The sequence below is a fragment of the Providencia sp. genome (assembly GCF_003533305.1).
Taxonomy (GTDB): Bacteria; Pseudomonadota; Gammaproteobacteria; order Enterobacterales; family Enterobacteriaceae; genus Providencia.
In genome coordinates this window covers 106,748-130,679 of sequence record NZ_DOEH01000013.1, presented here as the reverse complement: position 1 = coordinate 130,679, position 23,932 = coordinate 106,748, and the positions used below count along the sequence as shown (strand labels likewise).

At 39.4% G+C, this 23,932-nt stretch carries 20 protein-coding genes; 12 read left to right on the top strand and 8 right to left on the bottom strand.

Annotation, left to right across the window (positions count from 1 at the left end; translation table 11 throughout):
• Positions 1 to 64 precede the first annotated feature (64 nt).
• Complete coding sequence (cueO, locus tag DD649_RS06665) at positions 65 to 1,768, top strand: multicopper oxidase CueO (RefSeq protein WP_294104937.1); 1,704 nt, start codon at positions 65 to 67, stop codon at positions 1,766 to 1,768.
• A gap of 190 nt (positions 1,769 to 1,958) precedes the next feature.
• On the top strand, positions 1,959 to 2,495 hold the full coding sequence (gene hpt, locus DD649_RS06660; RefSeq protein WP_294104935.1) for a hypoxanthine phosphoribosyltransferase: 537 nt from the start codon (positions 1,959 to 1,961) through the stop codon (positions 2,493 to 2,495).
• A gap of 63 nt (positions 2,496 to 2,558) precedes the next feature.
• On the opposite strand, the gene can is transcribed toward hpt, so the two are convergent.
• Positions 2,559 to 3,212, bottom strand: a complete 654-nt coding sequence (can, locus tag DD649_RS06655) for a carbonate dehydratase (RefSeq protein WP_294104933.1) — start codon at positions 3,210 to 3,212, stop codon at positions 2,559 to 2,561.
• A gap of 470 nt (positions 3,213 to 3,682) precedes the next feature.
• Here can and DD649_RS06650 point away from each other — a divergent pair, with 470 nt between their 5' ends.
• The 8 genes from DD649_RS06650 to DD649_RS06615 all read left to right on the top strand — a co-directional run bounded on the left by DD649_RS06650 (position 3,683) and on the right by DD649_RS06615 (position 12,190).
• On the top strand, positions 3,683 to 4,624 hold the full coding sequence (locus DD649_RS06650) for an ABC transporter ATP-binding protein (RefSeq protein WP_336429656.1): 942 nt from the start codon (positions 3,683 to 3,685) through the stop codon (positions 4,622 to 4,624).
• Entirely contained in the window at positions 4,621 to 5,391 is a 771-nt protein-coding gene (locus DD649_RS06645) for an ABC transporter permease (protein WP_294104929.1), read from the top strand. The genes DD649_RS06650 and DD649_RS06645 overlap by 4 nt, the downstream gene beginning before the upstream one ends.
• A 781-nt stretch (positions 5,392 to 6,172) precedes the next feature.
• Entirely contained in the window at positions 6,173 to 6,715 is a 543-nt protein-coding gene (locus DD649_RS06640) for a fimbrial protein (protein WP_294104927.1), read from the top strand.
• A gap of 54 nt (positions 6,716 to 6,769) precedes the next feature.
• On the top strand, positions 6,770 to 7,447 hold the full coding sequence (locus DD649_RS06635) for a molecular chaperone (RefSeq protein WP_294104926.1): 678 nt from the start codon (positions 6,770 to 6,772) through the stop codon (positions 7,445 to 7,447).
• A gap of 20 nt (positions 7,448 to 7,467) precedes the next feature.
• Entirely contained in the window at positions 7,468 to 10,047 is a 2,580-nt protein-coding gene (locus DD649_RS06630; RefSeq protein ID WP_294104924.1) for a fimbria/pilus outer membrane usher protein, read from the top strand.
• 21 nt (positions 10,048 to 10,068) lie between these two features.
• A complete protein-coding gene (locus DD649_RS06625; protein ID WP_294104923.1) occupies positions 10,069 to 11,082 on the top strand; it encodes a fimbrial protein in 1,014 nt (337 codons plus the stop codon).
• Between the two features lie 16 nt (positions 11,083 to 11,098).
• Positions 11,099 to 11,635 carry a fimbrial protein gene (locus tag DD649_RS06620; protein WP_294104921.1) on the top strand — a complete coding sequence of 179 codons (537 nt, stop codon included), beginning with the start codon at positions 11,099 to 11,101 and terminating at the stop codon, positions 11,633 to 11,635.
• A gap of 9 nt (positions 11,636 to 11,644) precedes the next feature.
• Positions 11,645 to 12,190 (top strand): fimbrial protein, encoded by a 546-nt coding sequence (locus DD649_RS06615; protein ID WP_294104919.1) that lies wholly within the window; start codon positions 11,645 to 11,647, stop codon positions 12,188 to 12,190.
• Between the two features lie 66 nt (positions 12,191 to 12,256).
• On the opposite strand, the gene panD is transcribed toward DD649_RS06615, so the two are convergent.
• The 7 genes from panD to sfsA form a co-directional block, all read right to left on the bottom strand.
• Positions 12,257 to 12,637 (bottom strand): aspartate 1-decarboxylase, encoded by a 381-nt coding sequence (gene panD, locus DD649_RS06610; protein ID WP_294104917.1) that lies wholly within the window; start codon positions 12,635 to 12,637, stop codon positions 12,257 to 12,259.
• Positions 12,638 to 12,890: 253 nt separating this feature from the next.
• The gene (gene panC / locus DD649_RS06605; RefSeq protein WP_294104915.1) at positions 12,891 to 13,754 is read right to left on the bottom strand and encodes a pantoate--beta-alanine ligase; all 864 of its coding nucleotides are present in this window, start codon (positions 13,752 to 13,754) and stop codon (positions 12,891 to 12,893) included.
• 43 nt (positions 13,755 to 13,797) lie between these two features.
• Positions 13,798 to 14,589, bottom strand: a complete 792-nt coding sequence (gene panB, locus DD649_RS06600) for a 3-methyl-2-oxobutanoate hydroxymethyltransferase (RefSeq protein ID WP_294104913.1) — start codon at positions 14,587 to 14,589, stop codon at positions 13,798 to 13,800.
• A 59-nt stretch (positions 14,590 to 14,648) separates the two neighbouring features.
• Complete coding sequence (gene folK / locus DD649_RS06595; protein ID WP_294104911.1) at positions 14,649 to 15,140, bottom strand: 2-amino-4-hydroxy-6-hydroxymethyldihydropteridine diphosphokinase; 492 nt, start codon at positions 15,138 to 15,140, stop codon at positions 14,649 to 14,651.
• Between the two features lie 12 nt (positions 15,141 to 15,152).
• Positions 15,153 to 16,559, bottom strand: coding sequence for a polynucleotide adenylyltransferase PcnB (gene pcnB / locus DD649_RS06590; RefSeq protein WP_294105076.1), 1,407 nt, complete (start codon positions 16,557 to 16,559; stop codon positions 15,153 to 15,155).
• Positions 16,560 to 17,177: 618 nt separating this feature from the next.
• Positions 17,178 to 17,633: an RNA polymerase-binding protein DksA gene (gene dksA, locus DD649_RS06585; RefSeq protein WP_294104909.1), complete on the bottom strand. Its 456-nt coding sequence runs from the start codon at positions 17,631 to 17,633 to the stop codon at positions 17,178 to 17,180.
• 194 nt (positions 17,634 to 17,827) lie between these two features.
• On the bottom strand, positions 17,828 to 18,538 hold the full coding sequence (gene sfsA / locus DD649_RS06580; protein WP_294104907.1) for a DNA/RNA nuclease SfsA: 711 nt from the start codon (positions 18,536 to 18,538) through the stop codon (positions 17,828 to 17,830).
• Between the two features lie 104 nt (positions 18,539 to 18,642).
• Between sfsA and hrpB the strand changes: the two genes are divergently transcribed.
• Both hrpB and mrcB read left to right on the top strand, forming a co-directional pair.
• Positions 18,643 to 21,102 carry an ATP-dependent helicase HrpB gene (gene hrpB / locus DD649_RS06575; protein WP_294104905.1) on the top strand — a complete coding sequence of 820 codons (2,460 nt, stop codon included), beginning with the start codon at positions 18,643 to 18,645 and terminating at the stop codon, positions 21,100 to 21,102.
• Between the two features lie 179 nt (positions 21,103 to 21,281).
• On the top strand, positions 21,282 to 23,816 hold the full coding sequence (gene mrcB / locus DD649_RS06570; RefSeq protein ID WP_294104903.1) for a bifunctional glycosyl transferase/transpeptidase: 2,535 nt from the start codon (positions 21,282 to 21,284) through the stop codon (positions 23,814 to 23,816).
• Positions 23,817 to 23,932: the final 116 nt, after the last annotated feature.

Here is a 23,932-nt window from a genome sequence, read left to right as displayed (position 1 = left end):
GCTATTTGCCATCCTATTTTGTTCTCACAGATTTTTTATTTTGATAAATAAAGGAAGGTTATCAATGTTACGTCGCGATTTTCTTAAATTAAGCGCTATTACTTACGCTGCAAGTGCGCTACCTATTTGGAGCCGTATCGCGGTAGCGGCTGAAAACTATCCAACTCTTGCTATTCCTGCATTGTTAGAGCCAGATGCTCAAGGTAATATCCAAATTGCAATTAAGCAAGGGACTTCTGTGTTTGTTCCCGGTAAAAAAACGACAACGTGGGGATATAACGGTGATTTACTTGGTCCGGCAATTAGTTTGAAAAACGGACAAAATGTTAATATTAATATTGTAAATCAATTACCTGAAGAAACAACAGTGCATTGGCATGGATTAGAAATATCAGGTGAGCAAGATGGTGGTCCACAAGCGATTATTCGTCCGGGCGCGAGCAGAAAAGTAAATTTTACCGTCGCACAACCTGAATCAACGTGCTGGTTCCATCCTCATACACACGGACAAACAGGCTACCAAGTTGCGATGGGATTAGCTGGACTGGTATTGATTAAAGACCAAGATAGCACTAAACATGGCTTACCAAGTTCATGGGGCGTTGATGACATTCCTGTGATTTTACAAGATAAACGTTTGAATGATGACGGCCAGATAGATTATCAGTTGGATGTGATGAGTGCTGCTGTGGGCTGGTTTGGTTCACTGATGCTGACTAATGGTGTAGTTCTTCCTAAGCACATTGCTCCAAAAGGTTGGATACGCCTTCGGTTGTTGAATGGATGTAATGCACGAAGCTTAAATATCTCAACCAGTGATGGCCGTAAAATGTATGTGGTGGCAAGTGATGGTGGCCTGCTCGCAGAACCTATTCCATTAACCGAATTACCTATTTTAACGGGTGAGCGTTTTGAAGTTTTGATTGATGCCTCTGATGGTCGTTCATTTGATTTAGTGACCTTACCTGTTGGTCAAATGGGCATGACGATTGCACCATTCGACCAGCCTCTGCCTGTCCTTCATATTGAAACGACGATCAGTGCTAGTGAAGGTAAATTACCACCTGTCTTGGCCGCGTTGCCCGCGATTCCATCACTTACAGGGCTGACTCGTCGCCGCTTCCATTTAATGATGGATATGCGCTTAGATATGCAAGGTATGATGATGTTACGTGAAAAATATGGTGACCAAGCTATGGGTAACATGGGCGGGCACGGGGCAATGATGGAAAATATGATGTCTGATGGAAATAATAATTCCATGGGGCAGGGAAATATGAATCACGGCAATATGAATCACGGCAATATGAATCACGGTAGTATGGGTGACGGTAATGCGTCTCAGGGCAAGATGAATAACATGCCAATGAATGGGATGGGAAATGGTGGTGGTCATTGTGGTACGGGGACTGGTGAATTAGATATTCATAACGCGAATACCATTAACGGACAAGTTTTCTCGATGACACATCCTGCGTTTAATGCACCGATGAATAAACAAGAGATTTGGGTCATTTCAGGTCGCGGTGACATGATGTTACATCCATTCCATGTGCATGGTACACGTTTTAGAATTTTGAAAGAAAATGGCAAAGCGGTAGAGCCACATCGCCAAGGCTGGAAAGATATTGTAAGAGTGGAAGGGCAAGTGAGTGAAGTGTTGGTAGAATTTAAGCATCCAGCAACACCGCAGCATCCTTATATGGCGCATTGTCATTTATTAGAGCATGAAGATACTGGGATGATGATGGGTTTCACGGTTAGCTAATATTAATTAAATTAAGCTAAATATCTCATGGGTTAGGATTGTTAGATTCTAGCCCTTTTGTTTTTATAGGTATAATTTAAAATCATTATCATCATTAACTTAAATTTAGGTTGTCTGTGAAGATATCGCGTCTTAGAGAGCTTTATGCTAAAATTACGTGCTTTCCATTCCCATAGATGCGTAATTAAAGATGAAACATACCCTTGAAGTAATGATCTCTGAAGAAGAGATCGCTCAGCGAATTAATGAATTAGCGAATGAAATTAGTGCTCACTACCAAAAAATAGAGGGCGAATTAGTACTCGTTGGCTTATTAAAAGGCTCATTTATTTTTATGGCTGATTTATGCCGTAAAATCAGTGTAGCTCATGAAGTCGATTTCATGACGGTATCAAGCTACGGTAATGAAATGACATCCAGCCGTGATGTGAAAATCGTTAAAGATTTAGATGAAGATATTCGGGGTAAACATGTTCTGATTGTTGAGGATATTATCGATTCGGGTAACACCTTAAATAAAGTACGTGAAATATTTGAATTACGTGGCCCGAAATCTGTTGCGATTTGTACGTTGCTTGATAAACCTTCACGTCGTGAAGTTGATGTACCAGTTGAATGGATTGGTTATTCTATTGAAGATAAATTTGTCGTGGGATATGGCATTGATTATGCTCAACAGTACCGCCATTTACCTTATATTGGGCATGTGACTCTACTTGACGAGTAATCAATCTCTCATGCTATAAAAGAAAGGACAGCTAAGGCTGTCCTTTTTATTGATATTCGATTGCTATATTTTTGGCGTGAGTTTCGCTATTGCTTCACGATAACACAGCTCAAGTTTTTCACGGCTATCAGCAGTGGTATGCAAATCATGCAAACGACCGTTGTTAATACCGTAGACCCACCCGTGGATCATCACTTTTTGCCCACGTTTCCATGCTGACTGCATAATAGTTGAGTGGCCTAAGTTATAAACTTGTTCAACAACGTTCAATTCGCATAAACGGTCGAGGCGTTCGCAAGGCTTTAATTCACCTAGCATTGAGCTATGTCGGTACCATATATCACGGATATGCAATAACCAGTTGTTAATCAATCCTAACTCAGTATTATCAACAGCCGCTTCAATACCACCGCATCCATAATGGCCACAGATGATAATGTGTTCGACCTCTAAAACATCTACCGCATATTGAATAACGGATAAACAGTTAAGGTCGGTATGGATGACAAGATTGGCAACGTTACGGTGTACGAATAGATCACCTGGCGCAGCATTAATTAATTTTTCAGCAGGTACACGGCTATCTGAACAGCCGATCCATAGGAATCTAGGTTTTTGAGCTTTTGATAATTCTTTAAAGAACTCAGGATTTTCCTCTTTTACAGAGGCTGACCATGCTTCATTATTTGCAAATAGCTCTTCGATTTTTTTCATCATGACTTATAGCCTGGTTGTGTTACTTTGCGATAAAAATTTATACAATATTTAACTCGTCATACATCAACTTGCATTGGTGTTGACTGTGTTCATTCGTTCTAGTTACCAATGTTAGTTAGCGCCTAGCGACTCATTTACTTGCCATTTAGCTGCACCTTGACTGATTTAGAGTATATTGATTTATTAATAGTTAGTTATATTAATTCAATTTCATTATGATGAACCACTCATTTAGACAAGACAACCCTAAATAAGTAACATGTTGAATTATCTTTTATAACCTTATATTCATCATACTTCAAATGACATTATTACTGCAGTTCTTGGGCTATTTTCCCTTGCTACCTATCTGTATCTCAAATTATTTTGGGTTTATTATCACTTTTCTGCATAACATAGAATAGAAAAAAGTGGCATCATAGGCCCATATTGCCCTTAAACCATCACAAGAATAAAGGTGTTTTTTACATATGACGTATGCCCTTGAGTTATCGCAACTGACCAAAACCTATTCGGGTGGCGTGAAGGCTTTGCGAGGAATCGATTTGAACGTTGAAGATGGTGACTTTTATGCATTGCTCGGACCTAATGGCGCAGGTAAGTCAACCACAATAGGGATTATTAGCTCACTGGTCAATAAAACTAGTGGTTCAGTCAAAGTGTTTGGCTATGATCTTTCAAAGCAAGTTGTGCAGGCTAAGCAGCAACTTGGTCTCGTTCCACAAGAATTTAATTTTAATCCTTTTGAAACGGTATTACAGATTGTACTCAATCAAGCAGGTTATTATGGCGTTAAGCGTGATATCGCTTTACAGCGTGCGAAACAATATTTAACCCAATTAGATTTATGGGAAAAGCGAGATGAACGGGCGCGTAACTTATCTGGTGGTATGAAGCGTCGTTTGATGATTGCTCGGGCATTAATGCATCAACCTCGATTATTGATCTTAGATGAACCGACAGCGGGTGTTGATATTGAGCTACGTCGTTCTATGTGGAGCTTTCTGAAAGAGCTAAATGCACAAGGAACAACCATTATTTTGACAACCCACTATTTAGAAGAAGCTGAAATGCTGTGTCGGAATATTGGTATTATTCAACACGGTGAGCTGGTGGAAAATACCAGTATGAAGCAGTTATTAAGTCAACTAGAGTCAGAAACATTTATTTTTGATCTAACACCTAAAAGTCCGATACCTAAATTAGCAGGATATGACGCTCGGTTAATTGATACATCGACGCTGGAAGTTGATGTGAAAAGAGAGCAGGGACTTAATGGGGTATTTAGTCAATTAAGCGAACAAGGCATTCAAATTTTGAGTATGCGTAATAAGGCGAATCGTTTAGAAGAATTATTTGTCAATTTAGTGGGAAAAGAAAGTGATGCTGCCCATAAGGAGGATGCACAATGATTTCATTATATTGGGTTGCATTAAAAACGATTTGGATAAAGGAAGTTACTCGTTTTGGTCGGATATGGGTACAAACATTGTTACCACCAGTGATTACGATGTCACTCTATTTTGTGATATTCGGTAACTTGATTGGTTCTCGAATTGGTGAAATGGGTGGGGTGGATTATATGCAGTTTATTGTCCCCGGTCTGATTATGATGGCGGTGATTACTAACTCTTACTCTAATGTCTGTTCTTCATTTTTTGGTGCTAAGTTTCAGAAGAATATTGAAGAATTACTGGTAGCCCCTGTGCCAACTCATGTCATTATTGCTGGTTTTGTTGGCGGTGGTGTGGCACGTGGTGTTTTAGTTGGCTTTTTAGTGACTTTAATTTCGCTGTTCTTTATTCCATTACACGTTCATTCATGGTCGATGGTCATAATTACGTTGTTGCTTACTGCAATTGTATTTTCACTCGCTGGATTATTGAATGCAATTTTTGCTAAAAGTTTTGATGATATCAGTATCGTGCCGACTTTTGTTTTAACGCCTCTCACCTATCTTGGCGGTGTTTTTTATTCATTAACTTTATTGCCTCCAGTTTGGCAGGCGATATCTAAGCTTAATCCTATCGTGTATATGATCAGTGGTTTTAGATATGGCTTCTTAGGTATTGCCGATGTTTCTGTCATGGTAACATTGGGTGTTTTAATGATTTTCTTAGTCATCTTTTATATTCTAACTTGGTATCTTATTGAGCAAGGTAGAGGATTACGTAGTTAATTATTAAGGTCATTAATTGTCTTAAACCATTTATTATTAGACGCTTAAAAACCGCACTTTAAAGATTAATAAAAAATCAATTAAAGTGCGGTTTTTTATTAATTAAATAAGTAACAATACCTATTTTTATGATTCTAGTGAGCCAAAATGCAGGTTGTTGCTTATTTGCTTAAACTAATTTAATGAAAAGAAAATAGTTCTAATAGGTGACTTTTTTTCTCTTATATAAATATTTTTTTTAAAAGTTTAATTTTATGCACTAACATAAAAATTACTTAAGATTAGTCTTATTTTTTTAGCGCTCAATTTTTTTCATTTTTATAGAACAATTAGAGAATTATATCTAGCCAGTTTTTAACGCCCATAATCCCTCCGTTATCGATATTAAAATCTAATATTATTAATGAAGTGTTAATTATATTTGTTTTTTTATTAATAAATTGCAGCGTAATGACAGTAGTGATGAATTTATATTTCATTCGAAATATGAGGTTACAGTTTAAAATACAAACTGTAACACTACCACTAAGGTGGTATTTGGTTTTTAATTTCAATTATCAACTATTTTTAAGCTGTTTATTCTTTAAATACCACTAATTTGCTATATTTTGACATTAAATATATTAAATTAATATTAATTACACGTATTATGGATTTAGTTAAGAAACGCTAATATACTTTTGATGAGTTAAAACGTAGAGCAATAATATTTAAATTTACATCAGTAATATTGCGTACGTTGATAATTAAATAATATTTACTGACATATAAAGGGTTAAATATGAATTTTAAAAAAACATTATTAATTACATCAATTATGGCTACTGCATTTTCAGGTATGGCAAATGCGGCATCTGCAGATGCTAATGGGACAATTCATTTTAAAGGTCAATTTATTGATTCAACTTGTATGGTTGAAGTTAATAATGCAAATAAAAATGAAGGCACTATTCAGTTAGGTACTTGGATGTCAAACAGCTTTGATAAAGTTGGCGAGAAAACAGATGCAATACCATTTTTAATTGGTCTTAGTGGCTGCCCTGCAACCTTAAATCAAGCCATTGTTACTTTTAGTGGTACTGCTAATTCAGACAACCCAGAACTATATAACGTAGATAAGGCTACAGGGGTTGGTATTGGACTCTCTTCTGATAATGTCGGTTCTACTTATTATCAACCAAACTCTCCAGCTGGTTCTATTGACTTAAGTAAAGGTAATAAAGGTGAAAAAGAATATTTTGCTCGTTATGTAACGACCGCTGATGCAGTTACTCCTGGAACCGCTAACGCTGATGTAACCGTAACTATTAAATATACTCAGTAATTATATTATTAGGGGACTTTACGTGTTCCCTCTTTTTTCCTATAGGGGAATAGTGTGAAAAAATCACTTATTGCTTTAATTCTTTTGAGCACAGCAGCAGTAAATGCTAACGCAAGCGTAGTATTGGGTGGAACTCGTGTGATTTATGAAGGAGATAAAAAAGAAGCCTCTATTTCGGTCAGAAATGATGATAAAACACCTTTTTTGGTTCAATCGTGGATTGATAATTTCGATAACACGGACAAAACTAAACCACCTTTTTCTGTGACCCCACCCCTTTTTCGAATTGAGCCTGAGTCAGCTAATGCGGTTCGTATTGTATTAACAGACCCAAGACTGCCTACAGATAAAGAGTCGGTTTATTGGTTGAATGTGAAATCGATTCCACCATCAGATAAAAATTCAACGAATAGCTTAACAATTTCGATTAATAACAAAATAAAATTGATTTATCGACCTATAACTTTACCAAGTTCAGATGCATTTAATGCATATGAAAAACTGAGTTTTGAAAAAACAGGTAATACTTTAAAAGCGAAAAATCCGACACCTTACTATGTTTCATTTGGTGAATTGAAAGTCGGCAATAAAGAGATTGAAAATCCAGGAATGGTTCCTCCAATGGGTGAAGCGTCATGGAGTATTTCTGGTATGCAAGCAAACCAAGTGACTTGGAGTGCTGTTAATGATCACGGAACAATCACGCAAGCTAAAACACAAAAATTAAAATAATAATTGGAAGATTATTCATTATGCGCCGTATTACAAAACCAAAAAACTTACGTGAACATTGTAATGAATATCTTTCATATTCGCATAATGGGCAATTGAACTTTCAAGTAAAAAGAATTTGTCAGGCTATTACGGCAATAATTGTTGTCAGCGCTAGTATCAATTGTACCATTGCCGAGGATTATTTTAGTCCTAATTCACTCAGTGCAGTCGATGGGACAAATGTTGCTGATTTACAAAATCTCGATCATTTTTCAACCGCAGGTGGGCAACTTGCAGGAAAATATCACGTCGATATCATTATTAATGGGGTATTTGTTGATTCGAGAGAAGTGACATTTGTTGATAGTGAAACGAGCAAACAATTAATACCTATTTTGACTAAAGCCGAATTAGAATCTTGGGGCGTTAATGTTAAGTCAATTGCTACTTTTTCCTCTCTTACGGCTGAGCAAAGTATCGGTGTTATTAGTGATTATATTCCGGATGCAAAAACGATTTTAGAACTCAACCAGCAAAAACTTATTATTTCTATTCCTCAAATAGCGATGGATAAACAAGTCGCAGGCGCAATACCTTCTAGCCAATGGGAAAATGGCGTTCCAGCATTAGTGTTAAATTATTATTATAGTGGTTCAAATAACTGGAACCGTAATAGTTCTGCAGATAGCAATTCCCATTATTTTAATTTACGTAGCGGACTAAACATAGGTCCGTGGAGGCTCAAAAATTATTCGACTTACAGTGATAATTCAGGGCAAAGAGAATGGAATAATATTGAAACCAGCCTAGAGCGTGGGATTAATTTCTTAAAGTCTCAGTTAATTGTCGGTGATACCACAACACCAGGGGAAGTTTTTGATGGCTTCCAATTTCGTGGTATCCAACTGCAAAGTGATGAGTCTATGTTACCAAACTCGATGAGAGGGTTTGCACCTATTATTAGGGGGATAGCTCAAAGCAATGCAGAAGTAACTGTTAAGCAAAATAATTATACGATTTATCAATCCTATGTAGCCCCTGGCGCTTTTGAAATTGACGATCTTTACTCAACCGGAACCAGTGGTGACTTGACCGTTATAATTAAAGAAGCCGATGGTTCCGAGCGTTCGTTTATTGTGCCATTCTCATCAATTGCCATTATGCAACGTGAAGGACAATTAAAATATTCTCTTACCGGCGGGAAATATAAATCGAATTCAAATGCTAACGAACCCGATTTTATGCAAAGCACATTTATTTATGGCTTACCTAAAGGTATTACAGGTTATGCAGGAACATTGCTTTCGAAAGATTATCAATCCTATGCCGCAGGTCTTGGCATTAACTTAGGTAATTTTGGTGCATTATCAACTGATGTAACTCAAGCTAGTACACAAAACTTAAAAGGCCGAGAGAGTACAGACAGTGGTCAATCATATCGTTTTCAGTATTCTAAAAACATGATGACAACGGGAACGTCAGTAACACTAGCAAATTATCGCTACTCCACTCAGGGTTATTACAGCTTTACTGAAGCTAATAGCAACAATTCTGAATTATATCGAGATAACAAAAAAAACCGCTTCCAAGTCACATTGAGTCAATCGCTTAATGAATATGGCAGTATCTATTTTTCCTCTTATCAGCAAGATTATTGGAATCGCTCAGGAAAAGAACGTTCAATGAGCGCAGGTTATAATAATAGTTATGGCGGGATCACTTATAATTTAAATTACAGTTATTCTGATAACGCATACCAACATAAAGCTGATAATCATTTTTCATTTTCAATAACAATTCCACTTGATAATACATTTGGTGGCTACACGTCATTAAATAGCAATATGACCACCGATAATAATGGCAATACAGATGCGATGGTTGGGATCAGTGGCAGCTTACTTGAGCGTCAGAATTTAAGTTATTCCATTCAACAGTCATACGGCAATAAAGAAACTAAAGCGAGTGGAAACGCCACTGCATCTTATCGAGGTAGCTTCGGTGTTGCTAACGTAGGTTATGGTTATGATCGATATTCACAACGTGCTAATTACGGCTTAACGGGCGCAGTGGTCGCTCATCCTTATGGTGTGACATTGTCGCAGCCTATCTATGACTCTTTTGGCATCATTAGAGCACCCGGCGCAGAAAATGTGAATATCTCTAACCGCACTGGGGTGGCTACCGATGGGCGTGGTTATGCCATCGTACCTTATTTAAGTGCTTATACTAAAAATGAAATTTCACTTGATGTGGACTCATTGCCTGACAATGTTGAATTAAAGACCAATACAGTGACTGTTATTCCAACAAAAGGTGCCGCTATATTAGTTAACTATCAAACGCATGTTGGTTATCGCTTACTCTTTAATGCGAATCACAATGGTAAACCCGTTCCCTTTGGTGCCATAGCTCAATTGGATCAAACTGATGGGCAGGATATAAGTTCTGGTATTGCTGATGAAAATGGGGATGTTTACCTTAGTGGGATGCCTGAAAAAGGGCGTTTAAAGATTAAATGGGGTAACGATGCTCAAGACCAATGCACAGCAGAATATCAATTAACGGCGGAGCAGTTGAAGCAGCATTTGCCTATCCTGCCTGTCAATTGCCGTTAAACACTTAAATGAGCTTTTAATATGAATATAAAACAAATTATGACTTCTATTGGTATCACTTTGTTTTCATTTAATGCGTTAAGTAGTGGATCTTATCGTGTTAATTTAGGGAATTTAGATATTAATAATGCAACTCATAAGCTTCCTCAAAAAGCAATTCTAGGTAATGGTTGGAAACAGTTTGATCTTGAATCTGGTAATGCAGTGTGTATAGCAAATGAGCCTAGTGATCTTAAATTTCAACCATTGATAAATAGCAAAACAACCGGTTTATCGATTAACGATGGTGCTGATAATTACCCAATTTTTAGCACGGGTATTGAAGGTATTGGTTATGTGGTTGGTGTACGTCAAAAAGGAACCAGTCGTTGGTATCCTTTAGCGGATAGTAATAGCCCAATTAATGCAGTTGATGGAACGTCGAAATTATTCCTTGAAACTAAAATGATGTATGTAAAAACAGTGCAAGGCAAAATTGAAGGCAAGGAAAATGCATTTGCTCGTTTTGATCCTTTAAAAGTGCAATGTAGTGGTAATTTACAGGGGGATGGTGAGATTCAACCTGCACCTGCGATGGTGACATGGGAAGCGAGTACTTGTGAAATCAAGAGTGCTCGTCAATCGGTTAATTTAGGTGTTCATGAATTAGCAAAAGTGCAGGCTTTAAAAGTGGGAGATACTTTTGGCTATGCTCAACAATCCGTCACTATTGATTGCCCAAGTCAAATGTCTATTTTTTATACTATAGCCGATAATTTTCACCCAAGTAATGTAAGTACGAATATTATTTACTTAGAGAATGAAGGTGAAAAGCCTGGTTTCGCAGTACAAGTATTCGAAGCGGGTAAAACAACCCCATTGCGGTTAGGTGGTGATAGGTCATTGTCGAGTGATCATCTTTATTCATTAATTAATACAGCCAATGCGAGCCAAGTTGTGACGAAAACTTTTGATTTTAGGTATGTAAAATTATCTGACAATGTGAAAGCTTCCGATGGTAATGCACAGGTCACTGTTACCCTGGTGTATAAATAAAATGAGTAATTTAATAATGAAATATATATTTAACTTGTTAATGCTACTCATATTATCTTTTTCAACATGGGTCTCTGCTGCTGATATAAAGGTCAATTTTACCGGTTCTATTCGAGGTACGACATGTAGCATTGAGACTAATAATTTAAATGTTGATTTAGGTCTTTGGTTATTAAAAGGGGGAGGTAGTAATTTTCCTGTGGGTGATACAACTGATTGGGTGGAGTTTGAATTGCAATTTGTTTGTAACTCAGTAAATAACCAAGTTTCAGGTTCATTACGAGGAATTCCTGCATCAGATAGTAAGTCATTTGCGCTAGATAACGTTGAAGGTAAAGCGACGGGAATGGGCATTCAAATTGAGGCTTATTCTACAGAGCGTAAACAATGGGAAGCTAAGAACGTGAATGAAGTGAGTACATTATTAAGTAGTAGAGCAACTGTTGTTGGCTCGAATAGTATCAAATTGAGGGCGCGTTATAAATCATTAGCTGATAATGCAACTGCGGGAAAAGCAAATGCATCTATCACATTTCTTGTACAAAATAATTAAGGAATGATAATGAGAAAAATAATCAAAGGTTATAAATATTTGTTTCCTATTGCTGCTCTAATTTTTTCTACACCCGCAGTGAGCTATGATGCTGTATTTAATGTTACAGGAAAAGTGGCTGCTGGTACTTGCTCCATAAAATCGTCTCAAACACAAAATGTTAATTTGGGTGATCATACAATTGGTGCGAATGGTTTTGGTCAAAAGATAGGCTCAACGACTAAAGATGTACAATGGGAGCTTAATTTTGATTGTGACGCCAATACTATCATTTCTGTATACCTGACTGGGGACAATGATCCTGATAATAATACAGTATTACGATTAGATTCGAATAATAGTGCTAAAGGGCTAGGTATTGAAACGGTGGCTAATGATGGCATCAGCATTGACTGGCATGCTTTACCATTTTATCGTGAGAGGTCAGTGACTAAAGCCGGTAGGCCAGCAGGACCAATTAAAGTGTTATTTAAATCTCGTTATAAGCAGACTGCGGCTGTTGTAACCCCAGGACCCGCAAATGGTAATTTAGGCATTGATATTTCTTATAACTAAGTGCTCTGAATAGATACCTCAATCGTGTTTGCTATATTGAGGTATCAATACGGAAATACTTTAACTTTACGCTACCTGAACCGGAACCGCTTTAGCAATTCGGCTCATCGTATTATTAGCATCAAAATAGGCGACTTTAGGTTGATGTTGGCGAGCATCCTCATCTTCCATATTCACATATGAACAAATAATGAGCTTATCACCGACTGCGGCGCGACGTGCAGCTGCACCATTAACCGAAATAATTTTAGAGCCTCTTTCACCCGATATTGCATAAGTTGAAAAGCGTTCGCCATTATCAACGTTATAAATATCAATCGCTTCATATTCTAAAATACCTGCGGCATCCATGAAGTTTTGATCGATGGCACAAGATCCTTCGTAGTGAAGGTCTGCCTGTGTGACGGTGACGCGGTGGAGTTTGCCCTGTAGCATTCTTCTTAACATTTTATTCTTCCTCATTCGAACCACAGCGTTGTTGGCTTCACGCATTCGCCCTAGTCACATACTTATGTATGCACCTAGGTTCTCATTTGCTTGCCGCCTAGCTGTAATTCGAATGAGTTTGAATAAACTAAAGACTAAAACATATAAGTATAGTTAGTAACTCAAATACATCTAATTTCATTCGAACCACAACGCTGTTGGTGTTGTATTTGCTGTGCTTGTTATTATAAAGTTATGTTAACTGTATTACTTTCTATGCAATATCGCTTTGTAGGTCAACTTGTAAATTGTCAATGAGACGGGTTTGACCTAGCCATGCTGCCATTAAGATAACGGCACGTTTACTTGAATTACTTAATTCAGCCAATGTATCTGCATCACGAATGAATAGCTCATCAGGAGTAAAGCCAGCGGCACGCAAGTCTTCTGCTATTTCTGCGATAATAGACTCGGAAGTACTGGGTGATGCGACTAATTTTTGACCAGATTCTGTCATGATACGATATAACTGAGGTGCTATTTTAAATTCTTCGGCAGACAAATTATTATTGCGAGAGCTCAGTGCAAGGCCATTTTTGGCTCTGACTGTTGGTACTGAAATAATTTGTGTATCAAAAGATAAATCATTAACTAATTTACGAATAAGCTGTAGTTGCTGATAATCCTTCTCGCCAAATAACGCAATGTCAGGTTGCACTAAATTAAACAATTTGGTGATAACGGTGGCAACACCTCTAAAATGACCTGGGCGGCTAGCGCCTTCGAGCATGGTTGAGAGTTCAGGAACTTCAACGAAAGTCTGTTTTTCCATCCCGTTAGGATAGAATTCTTGAGGTGATGGTGCAAAAACTAAATGAATCCCCCGACGTTTTAGTTTCTCACAATCTTCTTGCAATGTTCGCGGGTAATTCGCTAAATCAGATTGTTTATCAAATTGCATTGGATTGACAAAAATACTGACAATCACAATATCAGCCTGTTGCTTTGCTTGATCAATTATCGCCAAGTGCCCGTCATGCAAATTTCCCATAGTGGGGACGAGCGCGATACGTTTGCCATCTAGTTTCCAGCGACGGATTTCACGGCGCAGTATCAGTGCCGTTTCAACGATAAGCATAAATACAATCCTTATAGTCTACAGTCATAATTAATAGAATGAGTTACGAAAACGAGTGAGACTCATCAGGGTAAATACCTTCTTCAACTTCGCGAATATACATATGAATAGCATCATGTATATTGCCTGCTGGAGCGAGAAAGTTTTTAGCAAATTTGGGTGGGCGAGCGGTAATACCCAGTGCATCTTGCATCACTAGAATTTGGCCATCAGTTTGTGCACCAGCACCGATACCAATAACTGGTAACAATAGCTCTTCGGAGACATGCGCTGCGAGTGAGCTTGGTACGCACTCAAGCACTAATAGCTGCATACCTGCATTTTCTAATGCAATGGCATCTTTGACTAATTGGTTTGCTGTGACTTCATCTCTACCTTGTACTTTATAACCCCCTAGCACATTGACAGCTTGTGGGGTTAATCCAAGGTGCCCACAAACAGGGACTGAGCGTTCACCGAGCATTTTAACGGTTTCACATAGCCAACTACCACCTTCAATTTTCACCATGTTAGCGCCTGCCTGCATCAAAATAGCGGCATTATGGCAAGCTTGTTCAGGGGTGGCATAGCTCATGAAAGGCATGTCGGAAATGATAAAGGCATCGGGTGCCCCTTTACGGACGCAACGAGTGTGGTAGGCAATCTGCTCAACGGTGACTGGCAGCGTACTGGACTCACCTTGAATAGTCATGCCGAGGGAGTCACCAACTAACATGACTTGAATACCTTGCTCATAAAATAGTTGAGCAAAACTTGCATCATAGGCGGTGATAGTTGCGAATTTGTGTTTGTCTTTTTTAAACTGACCCAAATCAGCCAGAGAAATTGGTTTCATTATAATAACCTCCGGAAATGATCTCGCTATTGATAATGGCTTATTTAAGGTTGGACACTTTAGGGGGTAATGTCCCAAAGCATCAGGCCATTGCGAGGGATGTGTGTAAGCCTTTCTGAGAGCAATTCGCCATCAGGAAAAACAAGGTTAGGGGAAATTTCACTGAGCGGATACAGCATAAATTCACGCTCCTTTAGCCCGTAATGGGGTACAGTCAACCGTGAGGTATTAATAACACAGTTACCAAAAAGCATGATATCAAGATCGAGGGTTCTAGGACCCCAACGTTCAGCTTTACGCACTCGCCCAAGGTCGAGCTCAATTTTTTGCGTATAGTCGAGCAATATTTCAGGCTCAAGGTCGGTTTCAAGCAAGACCGCCAGATTGAGATAATCAGGCTGATCTTGTGGTCCAAGTGGCTTTGTGCGATAGAAAGACGATATGGCAGCAATACGGCTGCTTGGGAGCGCATTTAATGCCTGGATAGCTTGCTGTGCTTGCGTTAACGGCTCACCTAGGTTACTTCCAATAGCAATATAAACTTGCTCCATGACACTATCTCTCTATTGTGGCTTGTTTGGTTTGCGAGCCCCTGGTAGCGATGAACGATTAGGACGGTGGCGTCGACGTGTTGGCGCATTGCCTAATTCGGAAATCATTTCACGCTGTTTTAAATTATTGGCTTCTTGGAACTCTGCCCACCATTGCGTGAGCTCTTGTAGCTCATTTCGGCGCTCTGCACTTGCTCTTAGCTCGAGTAAATCAAAAGCAGCACGGAATTTAGGGTGCTCCATTAATTTATTTGCACGGCGACCTTGTCGGCGAGGTAAGCGCAATTGCAATAGCCAAATATCACGCATCGTAGTCGTAATACGTTTTGGTATGGCGATTGAACGGCACTGTTCATCAAGAATATCATTCATCGCAAGAGCGAATGCATCATAGTATGCAAGTCCACCTTCTTGGGATAGCTTCTCTGCATGTTCAGTGACGGGATACCATAACATGACTGCAAATAAAAAAGCAGGGTTGACGCGCTTATCATTTTTTAGTCTGAAATCTGTATTTTTTAATACTTGCTCAATGATTTTTTCCATTGGCGAGTCATTATTTTCACTGAATCGGCTAGTCAGTACTGGGAATAATTGCTCCAACAAATTATATTTTTGTAGCATTTTATAAGTGGCGTAGCCATGACCTGCTTGTAACAGTTTTAATGATTCTTCAAATAGCCTTGCCGATGGTATTTCCTTGAGTAACGGTGCTAAGTGGTGGATAGGCGCTGCGGTATTTGGCTCAATCGTCATATTAAGCTTACAGGCAAAGCGAACCGCTCTTAGCATTCTGACCGGATCTTCACGATAGCGTGTTTCAGGATCGCCAATAAGACGAATAATCCCGTCTTTAAGATCTTTCATACCATTGACATAGTCACGCAATGAAAAATCATCAATGTTGTAATAAAGGCTATTGACCGTAAAGTCGCGACGGATTGCATCGTCTTCGATAGAACCAAAAATATTATCGCGCAGCAACATACCGTTTTGTGCTTGCGAAGACATATTTTTATCGTCTGACAAATTTTGGTCATGGTGACCACGGAATGTGGCAACCTCAATAATTTCTGGGCCGAACATAATATGGGCAAGACGGAATCGGCGGCCTACAAGGCGGCAATTACGAAATAGCTTGCGAATTTGTTCTGGGGTGGCATTTGTTGTGATGTCGAAATCTTTTGGTTTTTGGCCTAAAAGTAAATCACGGACACCGCCACCCACTAAATAGGCGTCATAGCCGCTTTTATTTAAGCGGTAGAGCACTTTGAGTGCGTTATCACTGATATCGTTACGTGAAATGTTATGTTCAGAACGTGGAATTATAGTGATATGTTCTTCGTTTCCGGTTGTCATTGTGGATTGTTTCTCTGCCTGTACGTCGGCACGCTTGGATTGACGAACCGTTTTTTTCATTTGTTTAGTTTTCTGCGCCACGGGCAATACTTCCACTGGGGCAGAATGAGTGACTGGTTTTTCACCGGCTGCGCGTGGATCTTGCTCGACATTATCATTGCGGGATGCATTGCCATTACGCGACAATATATTACGGCAGAAATTTGCTACTCGGTTAAAAATAGTACACCTCGATGTCGTTACGAATATTCATTAAACAAAATAAGCGGCTAATCATAGCTTACTGAGGTTTCTTTGAGAATGGTTAAACGAATAAAAGTGCTATCTAATCATTTTTTATATCAATAGCTTTATCGGTAGAGGGCTAAAATTGCACTCAATTTACCGTTCTCAATAATAGTAGAAACCCTTTGCCTGAGCTGTTCTCGCAATACAATGAACTTAACATTATGCAAAGTAATCAGCGCATATCGCAAGATAATTTTATGAGAGAGTTTATTTCTATCTTGGCTTAGGATCAATGCTAAATGTATTAGATTAAAGCATCCATTTAGTGAAATTAAATTTTTATTGACTCATGAAAAGATAAAATCAAAGCGCAGAGGAAGGGGATTTTAGAGGTGAAAATTCCTTATAACGGCGCATGACAAATGCGCCGTTTAGGACTCCATTTAGCAATTAGCCAGCCATTTGCTTTTCGCGAATTTCAGCTAATGTTTTACAGTCGATGCACAAATCAGCGGTAGGGCGGGCTTCCAAACGGCGGATACCAATTTCTACTCCACATGATTCGCAAAAACCAAAGTCGTCATCTTCAACTTTTTTCAGCGTTTTTTCGATCTTCTTAATCAGTTTACGTTCACGATCCCGGTTACGTAATTCAAGGCTGAATTCTTCTTCTTGAGCGGCTCTATCAACAGGGTCTGGAAAGTTAGCTGCCTCATCTTGCATATGAGTAACTGTCCGGTCCACTTCATCTCTGAGTTGATTGCGCCATGCTTCGAGAATGAGCTTAAAATGCGCCAATTGGGCGTCGTTCATGTACTCTTCGCCAGCTTTCTGCTGATAGGGTTCAACCCCTGCAATGGCGAGAATGCTTAAGGACGATGTCTTACGTTTTTGCCCTTCTTGCATAATGCTTCTCCTACACACGCAAATTTTACAAAAACCCCAAGGGGGGAAAAATAAGGTCGCTATAAATAGCAGAAGAGAGCCCTTTTGGCAATCGTTCCTGCAATGAGTTTTGTAATGCTGTGAAGGCGCGCGCGTTTATTCCCTTTTAGCCCCCAGAACTCAGCTTCCTCGTACAAATATCTGTTAAATAGGAATTATTTATCAGACGTAAAGCTTAATTTCTTTCCCAATTTTATTTGTTGAACGGATATATCTGCTTGATAACAAATAACTTCAACGCCATTGTTAATGGCTTCCTCTAAAAGTAACGCATATTTTTTATCAATATGCGCTGCCGCAGATGCTACGTGGATTCCACTATGCAAAGCAACAAACAATAGTATGGCTCTTTTTCCTTCTTTGGCAATGAGTGTTAGCTCGCGTAAATGCTTTTGTCCTCGTAGTGTGACGGCATCCGGAAAATAACCTTGATTACGCTCGAGCAGGGTAACTGATTTTACCTCAATAAAACAATCAGGTAGGTCTTTTTTAGACAGAAAAAAATCAATGCGACTATTTTCTGACCCATATTTAATTTCTGGTTTAATTTCGCTGTATTCAGATAATTCTGGAATGTTTTTTGCGGCGAGTGCTTCTGCAATGATTTGATTCGCTTTTAGCGTGTTTACGCAAATGAGATGATTGTCGGCAGTTTGTGTAATTTCCCAACTATAGGGATATTTGCGTTTGATGTTATCAGATGTTGAATACCACACAGTATCACCCGGAGTGGCACAACCTGTCATCGCACCCGTATTAGCGCAGTGAATTGTCATTACTTCACCGTCAGGCGTCGTGACATCGGCTAAGAAACGTTTATAGCGCTTAATTAAGGTGGCAGGTTTTAATGGGGGAATAAATTCCATATCAGCTCCAAAGTAGACTTCCAAAACGTTTACTAACGCGAATAGTGGCGCTAATGCTACAGTGTCTGATAGCAAAAGTTAAATCCCATGGAGTCATAACCTAAGTGTTACCGATATTAGATGTGAGTGATGACTTACTCACGGCCTTAAAAAATTCCCCTCAAGTGTTATTGCATGCACCAACGGGTGCAGGTAAATCGACTGTATTGCCGTTGATCATTTTGAATAGTGGTGTTATTCAAGGGCGAATAATTATGTTAGAACCTCGTCGAATTGCCGCGCGAACGGTTGCTGCTCGTTTAGCTGAGCAACTTGGTGAGGAAATCGGTAATACTATTGGGTTGCGTATGCGCTCTGAAACAAAGGTCAGCCAACATACTCGTCTTGAAGTGGTTACTGAGGGAGTATTAACGCGACAACTACAAAATGACCCGATGCTTGAAGGTGTGGGATTGGTTATTTTAGATGAATTCCATGAACGTAATTTACAGGCAGATCTTGGGTTGGCCTTGTTATTAGATTCACAGCAAGCTATTAGGGAAGATATTAAAATTCTATTAATGTCTGCGACGTTAGATAATCAGGGATTAACTGAACTATTTCCAGATGCACCTATTATTACCTCTCAAGGGCGTATGTTTTCAGTTGATCGACAATTTCACCCAATCAATTCCAATAAATTATTTCATAAAGAAGTTGCGAGTGCTGTCTGGAAACTATTACAAAAAGAAAAAGGCTCATTATTACTTTTTTTACCAGGCGCAGGTGAAATTGAAAAAACACGAACAGAACTAGCGCTTATGGTTAGTGAGGACATACTTTTGTGTCCGATGTATGGCGCACTTTCTATTCAAGCTCAGCAACAAGCCATTCAAATTGCACCTCAAGGTAAGCGAAAGGTCGTTTTAGCAACCAATATAGCGGAAACGAGTCTAACCATTGAAGGAATTAGATTGGTGGTTGATAGCGGATTGGAACGTGTTGGGCAGTTTAATCCTCGAACAGGATTGACAAAGTTAGTCAAACAGCGCATTAGCCAAGCGTCAATGACTCAAAGAGCAGGACGTGCAGGCCGATTAGAAGCGGGCGTTTGTTGGCATCTTTTTAGTCAAGAACAAGCCCAAAGAGCGGCGCAGTTTAGTGAAGCGGAAATTAATCAAAGTGATTTGAGTGACTTGTGGCTATCTTTATTGCAATGGGGCTGCTCAGATACCGCTCAATTACGTTGGCTAGATACTCCTCCTGATACTGCAATTTCAGCGGCAAAGGATTTACTGTTTAAACTCGGTGCAACGGATAAACAAGGTAAACTTGCTTTGATGGGGCAAAAAATGGCTGAGTCTGGCAGTGCTAGTCGCACTGCTGCGATGCTATATGAAGCACAAAAAAGCGATAATAAAGAAGTGATTAAACTTGCCTGCTTATTAGTGGCAATAATTGAAGAGCCACCGCGTGCTACTGAGAGTGATATTAGGACTTACTTAGAAAGGCCTACTGAAAATTGGTGCAAAAGAGCATCGATATTAAGTGGGCAAAAAGTGACAGCGATTGTTGGCAGAGACTTTACTCTGATAAGTGAGTGGTTACCAACATTGCTTGCTGCGGGTTATCCAGACCGTATCGCTAAAGCACGAGATAATCATGCTCGCTATCAACTCGCAAGTGGTTTAGGTGCTTCTTTTAATGAAATGGATGCATTAATTGGTAAACCATGGGTAATAGTCGCGGCTGTTTGGCTGCCGGAATCATCTGCTGACGCGCGTATTACATTGGCTTATCCTATTGAAATTGAAAAGCTACAACGTGATTGCCCACGCTTGTTTTCTCAGCAGGAAACAGTTGAATGGGATGAACAAAGAGGCTCATTAATAGCGTGGAAGCGACTTCAATGTGGTCAATTGGTGATTAAATCAGAACGATTACATAATCCGGATAAAGCTGAAATTAAAAAGGCATTAATTCATTGGGTAAGACAAAACGGTTTAGCACAGCTTAATTGGCAAGAATCTGATTTGCAATTACGTATTCGCAGTCAATTAGCGAAACATTATTTTCCTGATTTAAACCTACCCGCCGTTGATGATGAAACGCTGCTGGCGACACTTGAAGAGTGGCTGGAACCTTATCTTAATGGGGTGACAAACAAGCAGAAATTACAGGATATTAATTTAACGCAATTATTGTTAAATCGATTAGATTGGCAGCAAAAGCAATGGCTTGATAGTACCTTTCCGACTCATTACCATGCGCCATCTCAACGAAATGTAAGTATTTACTATTCACTTGAAAAGCCACCTGTCATTGAGATTCGGATGCAAGAGATGTATGGACAAGCCAAAAATCCAACTGTAGCCGAAGGTAAAGTGGTGGTGACATTATCATTATTGTCACCTGCAATGCGGCCATTACAAATTACGCAAGATCTGGGCGCTTTTTGGCTAGGTAGTTATAAAGAAGTGCAAAAAGAGATGAAAGGCCGTTATCCAAAACATTTGTGGCCTGATGATCCGGTCAACACAGAGCCAACAAGACAAACAAAAAAAGCAATGATGGGTGCGAAATAGCCTTTTTTTATGCTCTAATAGCAGCCCATAAATGAAAGGTCGCAATAGGTTGTCATTGAGTAAGGAAATGTAATTAAGAGCTTTCCCCAGTGAAACCTCTTACATTATGAGCCAAAATTCATCACTATGTGCCTAGAGCTGCCTATTAGTCGTTAAGCAATAAGTGATATGGAGTAACCATGTCCGGTAAAGATTATGAACCAATCGGTAGACGCAAAAAAAAGTCTGCTGAGAAAAAAACATCCGCATCACACGGTCGTAGAAATCGTGATGATTATGATGATGAAGATTTATTCGAAGACGATGATGATATTGATGAGCAATATCTCGATGATGAAGATGAAGAAGAGCAAATGGCTAAAAAAGGTTCAAACAATAAAAAACCACGTAAAGTGAAAAGCAAATGGCGTTGGTTTTGGCTATTAGTCAAACTAATGGTCGTCGCTGCTGTTTTACTGGCGGCTTATGGTTTTTATTTGAATCAACAAATTAAAGAACGCCTTGATGGCAAAGTGTGGGATCTCCCCGCTGCCGTTTATGGGCGCATGGTGAACCTTGAACCAGGCATGGATTATAGCCAGGCTGAGATGGCACGCTTGCTTGAAGGTATGCAATATCGAAAAGTCAGTAAAATAACCACCTCTGGCGAATTTGTAGTGCGTGGAAATAGTATTGAAATCTTACGCCGCCCGTTTAATTTCCCTGACCAAAAAGAAGGGCAAATACTGGCGCGCTTAGTGTTTGAAAATGATGCTCTCAGTAAAATTGAGAACATGGAAAATGGCCGCTCATTTGGCTTTTTCCGCTTAGATCCTAAACTGATTACGATGATGCAATCAGCGAATAATGAGCAACGTTTGGTTTTGCCATTAGCTGATTTCCCGGAGTCATTGGTTAAAGTTCTGCTTGAAACTGAAGATAGAAATTTTTATGAGCATGACGGTGTTAGCTTATATTCTATCGGTCGTGCAGTCGTAGCAAACTTGACCGCAGGGCGCTCTGTTCAAGGGGGAAGTACCTTAACTCAGCAGTTGGTTAAAAACTTATTTTTAACCAATGAGCGTACCTTGAAACGTAAAGCGACTGAAGCCTATATGGCTGTGTTGTTGGATTATAATTACAGCAAAGAACGTATTCTTGAGCTTTATCTTAACGAAGTATTTTTAGGGCAAAATGGTAATGACGAAATTCGCGGTTTCCCTTTAGCGAGTTTGTATTACTTTGGTCGTCCGATTAACGAATTGAGCTTTGACCAACAAGCTTTATTAGTAGGTATGGTTCAAGGTGCATCAACTTATAATCCTTGGACTAAACCTCAAAATGCGATTAAACGTCGTAATATTGTGTTGAAAATACTTGAAACACGTAATGTTATCGATAAAGACATGTATGAATTGCTCAGTGCGAGGCCATTAGGGGTTAAATCGAGAGAAGGACTTGTTGCTTCTCAGCCTGCATTTATGCAAATGGTACGCTTAGAGCTAAATGAAAAGTTAGGCGATCAAATTAAAGAGCTCTCAGGGGCTAAAATTTTCACGACCCTTGATCCTGTCGCACAAACTGCCGCAGAAAATGCAGTAGAGGCGGGTGTTGCTGATTTACGTAAAACTCGGAAATTAGATGATCTTGAAGGTGCAATGGTTGTTGTTGATCGTATCAATGGCGAAGTGAGAGCCATGGTAGGGGGATCTCAACCTCAATTTTCTGGATTTAATCGTGCACTAAATGCGCGTCGCAGTATTGGATCGTTAGCAAAACCGCCTGTTTATTTAGCGGCATTGAGTGAACCAGATCGCTATCGTTTAAATACTTGGCTCAAAGATGAACCATTGACAGTAAAAGTGGGAAATCAAACGTGGAGCCCAAGAAACTATAGCCGTAACTTTAATGGCCGAATGATGCTGGTGGATGCTTTGGCTAAATCACAAAATATTCCAACCGTAAATTTAGGGCTAGATATCGGCCTTGATCAGATAGTGAATACGTTTGTGCGTCTAGGCGCACCATCGGCAGCGATGGAAAAAGTACCTGCAATGCTGTTAGGTGCCATAAATTTAACTCCTGCTGAAGTGGCGCAGGTTTATCAAACGATTGGTGGCGACGGCAACCGTGCGAAATTATCAGCACTGCGTTCTGTTATTGATGGTGATGGTAAGGAAATCTACCAAAGCTACCCTTCTGCGGAGCGTGCAGTTCCATCACAAGCCGCATATCTTGCGTTATATGGTATGCAACAAGTGGTTCAGCAAGGTACAGGGCGTGTTTTATTAACCAAATACAGTAAATACAATTTAGCGGGTAAAACTGGAACCACCAACGATTTACGCGATAGCTGGTATGCCGGAATTGACGGTAAAGAGGTTGCTATTGTTTGGGTTGGGCGAGACAACAATGCACCGACTCAACTGACGGGTTCCACAGGCGCATTGAAAGTTTATCAGCGCTACCTTGATAACCAAGCACCTTTGGCTCTGTTCAATCGAGCGCCAGAAGGTATTGTGGATATGCGTGTCATGATGGACGGGCAATTTAGCTGCTCAGATTTAGGTGGTGGTAGAATATTACCGGTTTGGACTGATGATCCTCAAAGCTTGTGCCAAACATCTACAGCGCAAGATCCTGTTTGGGATTTGAATGGTTCAAATGAAAAACCGGAGGAAGAGGATGCGCCAGATTGGGTTAAAGATATGTTTGGTGACACGCCTAGCCAGTAGTTTTTGACATATTTTAAGTTGTAGCATTAGGTATGTTGGCTAGCTGCAACTGGAATTTTTAAATAAAAAAATAGGCGCTATCATGAGCTTGATAGCGCCTATTTCATTTAAGGGCA

Bases quoted from the DNA above. Each gene is read 5' to 3' on its own strand.
- cueO (WP_294104937.1), top strand. From the start codon at position 65: ATGTTACGTCGCGATTTTCTTAAATTAAGCGCTATTACTTACGCTGCA.
- hpt (WP_294104935.1), top strand. From the start codon at position 1,959: ATGAAACATACCCTTGAAGTAATGATCTCTGAAGAAGAGATCGCTCAG.
- can (WP_294104933.1), bottom strand. From the start codon at position 3,212: ATGATGAAAAAAATCGAAGAGCTATTTGCAAATAATGAAGCATGGTCA.
- DD649_RS06650 (WP_336429656.1), top strand. From the start codon at position 3,683: ATGACGTATGCCCTTGAGTTATCGCAACTGACCAAAACCTATTCGGGT.
- DD649_RS06645 (WP_294104929.1), top strand. From the start codon at position 4,621: ATGATTTCATTATATTGGGTTGCATTAAAAACGATTTGGATAAAGGAA.
- DD649_RS06640 (WP_294104927.1), top strand. From the start codon at position 6,173: ATGAATTTTAAAAAAACATTATTAATTACATCAATTATGGCTACTGCA.
- DD649_RS06630 (WP_294104924.1), top strand. From the start codon at position 7,468: ATGCGCCGTATTACAAAACCAAAAAACTTACGTGAACATTGTAATGAA.
- DD649_RS06625 (WP_294104923.1), top strand. From the start codon at position 10,069: ATGAATATAAAACAAATTATGACTTCTATTGGTATCACTTTGTTTTCA.
- DD649_RS06620 (WP_294104921.1), top strand. From the start codon at position 11,099: ATGAAATATATATTTAACTTGTTAATGCTACTCATATTATCTTTTTCA.
- DD649_RS06615 (WP_294104919.1), top strand. From the start codon at position 11,645: ATGAGAAAAATAATCAAAGGTTATAAATATTTGTTTCCTATTGCTGCT.
- panD (WP_294104917.1), bottom strand. From the start codon at position 12,637: ATGTTAAGAAGAATGCTACAGGGCAAACTCCACCGCGTCACCGTCACA.
- panC (WP_294104915.1), bottom strand. From the start codon at position 13,754: ATGCTTATCGTTGAAACGGCACTGATACTGCGCCGTGAAATCCGTCGC.
- panB (WP_294104913.1), bottom strand. From the start codon at position 14,589: ATGAAACCAATTTCTCTGGCTGATTTGGGTCAGTTTAAAAAAGACAAA.
- folK (WP_294104911.1), bottom strand. From the start codon at position 15,140: ATGGAGCAAGTTTATATTGCTATTGGAAGTAACCTAGGTGAGCCGTTA.
- pcnB (WP_294105076.1), bottom strand. From the start codon at position 16,559: ATGAAAAAAACGGTTCGTCAATCCAAGCGTGCCGACGTACAGGCAGAG.
- dksA (WP_294104909.1), bottom strand. From the start codon at position 17,633: ATGCAAGAAGGGCAAAAACGTAAGACATCGTCCTTAAGCATTCTCGCC.
- sfsA (WP_294104907.1), bottom strand. From the start codon at position 18,538: ATGGAATTTATTCCCCCATTAAAACCTGCCACCTTAATTAAGCGCTAT.
- mrcB (WP_294104903.1), top strand. From the start codon at position 21,282: ATGTCCGGTAAAGATTATGAACCAATCGGTAGACGCAAAAAAAAGTCT.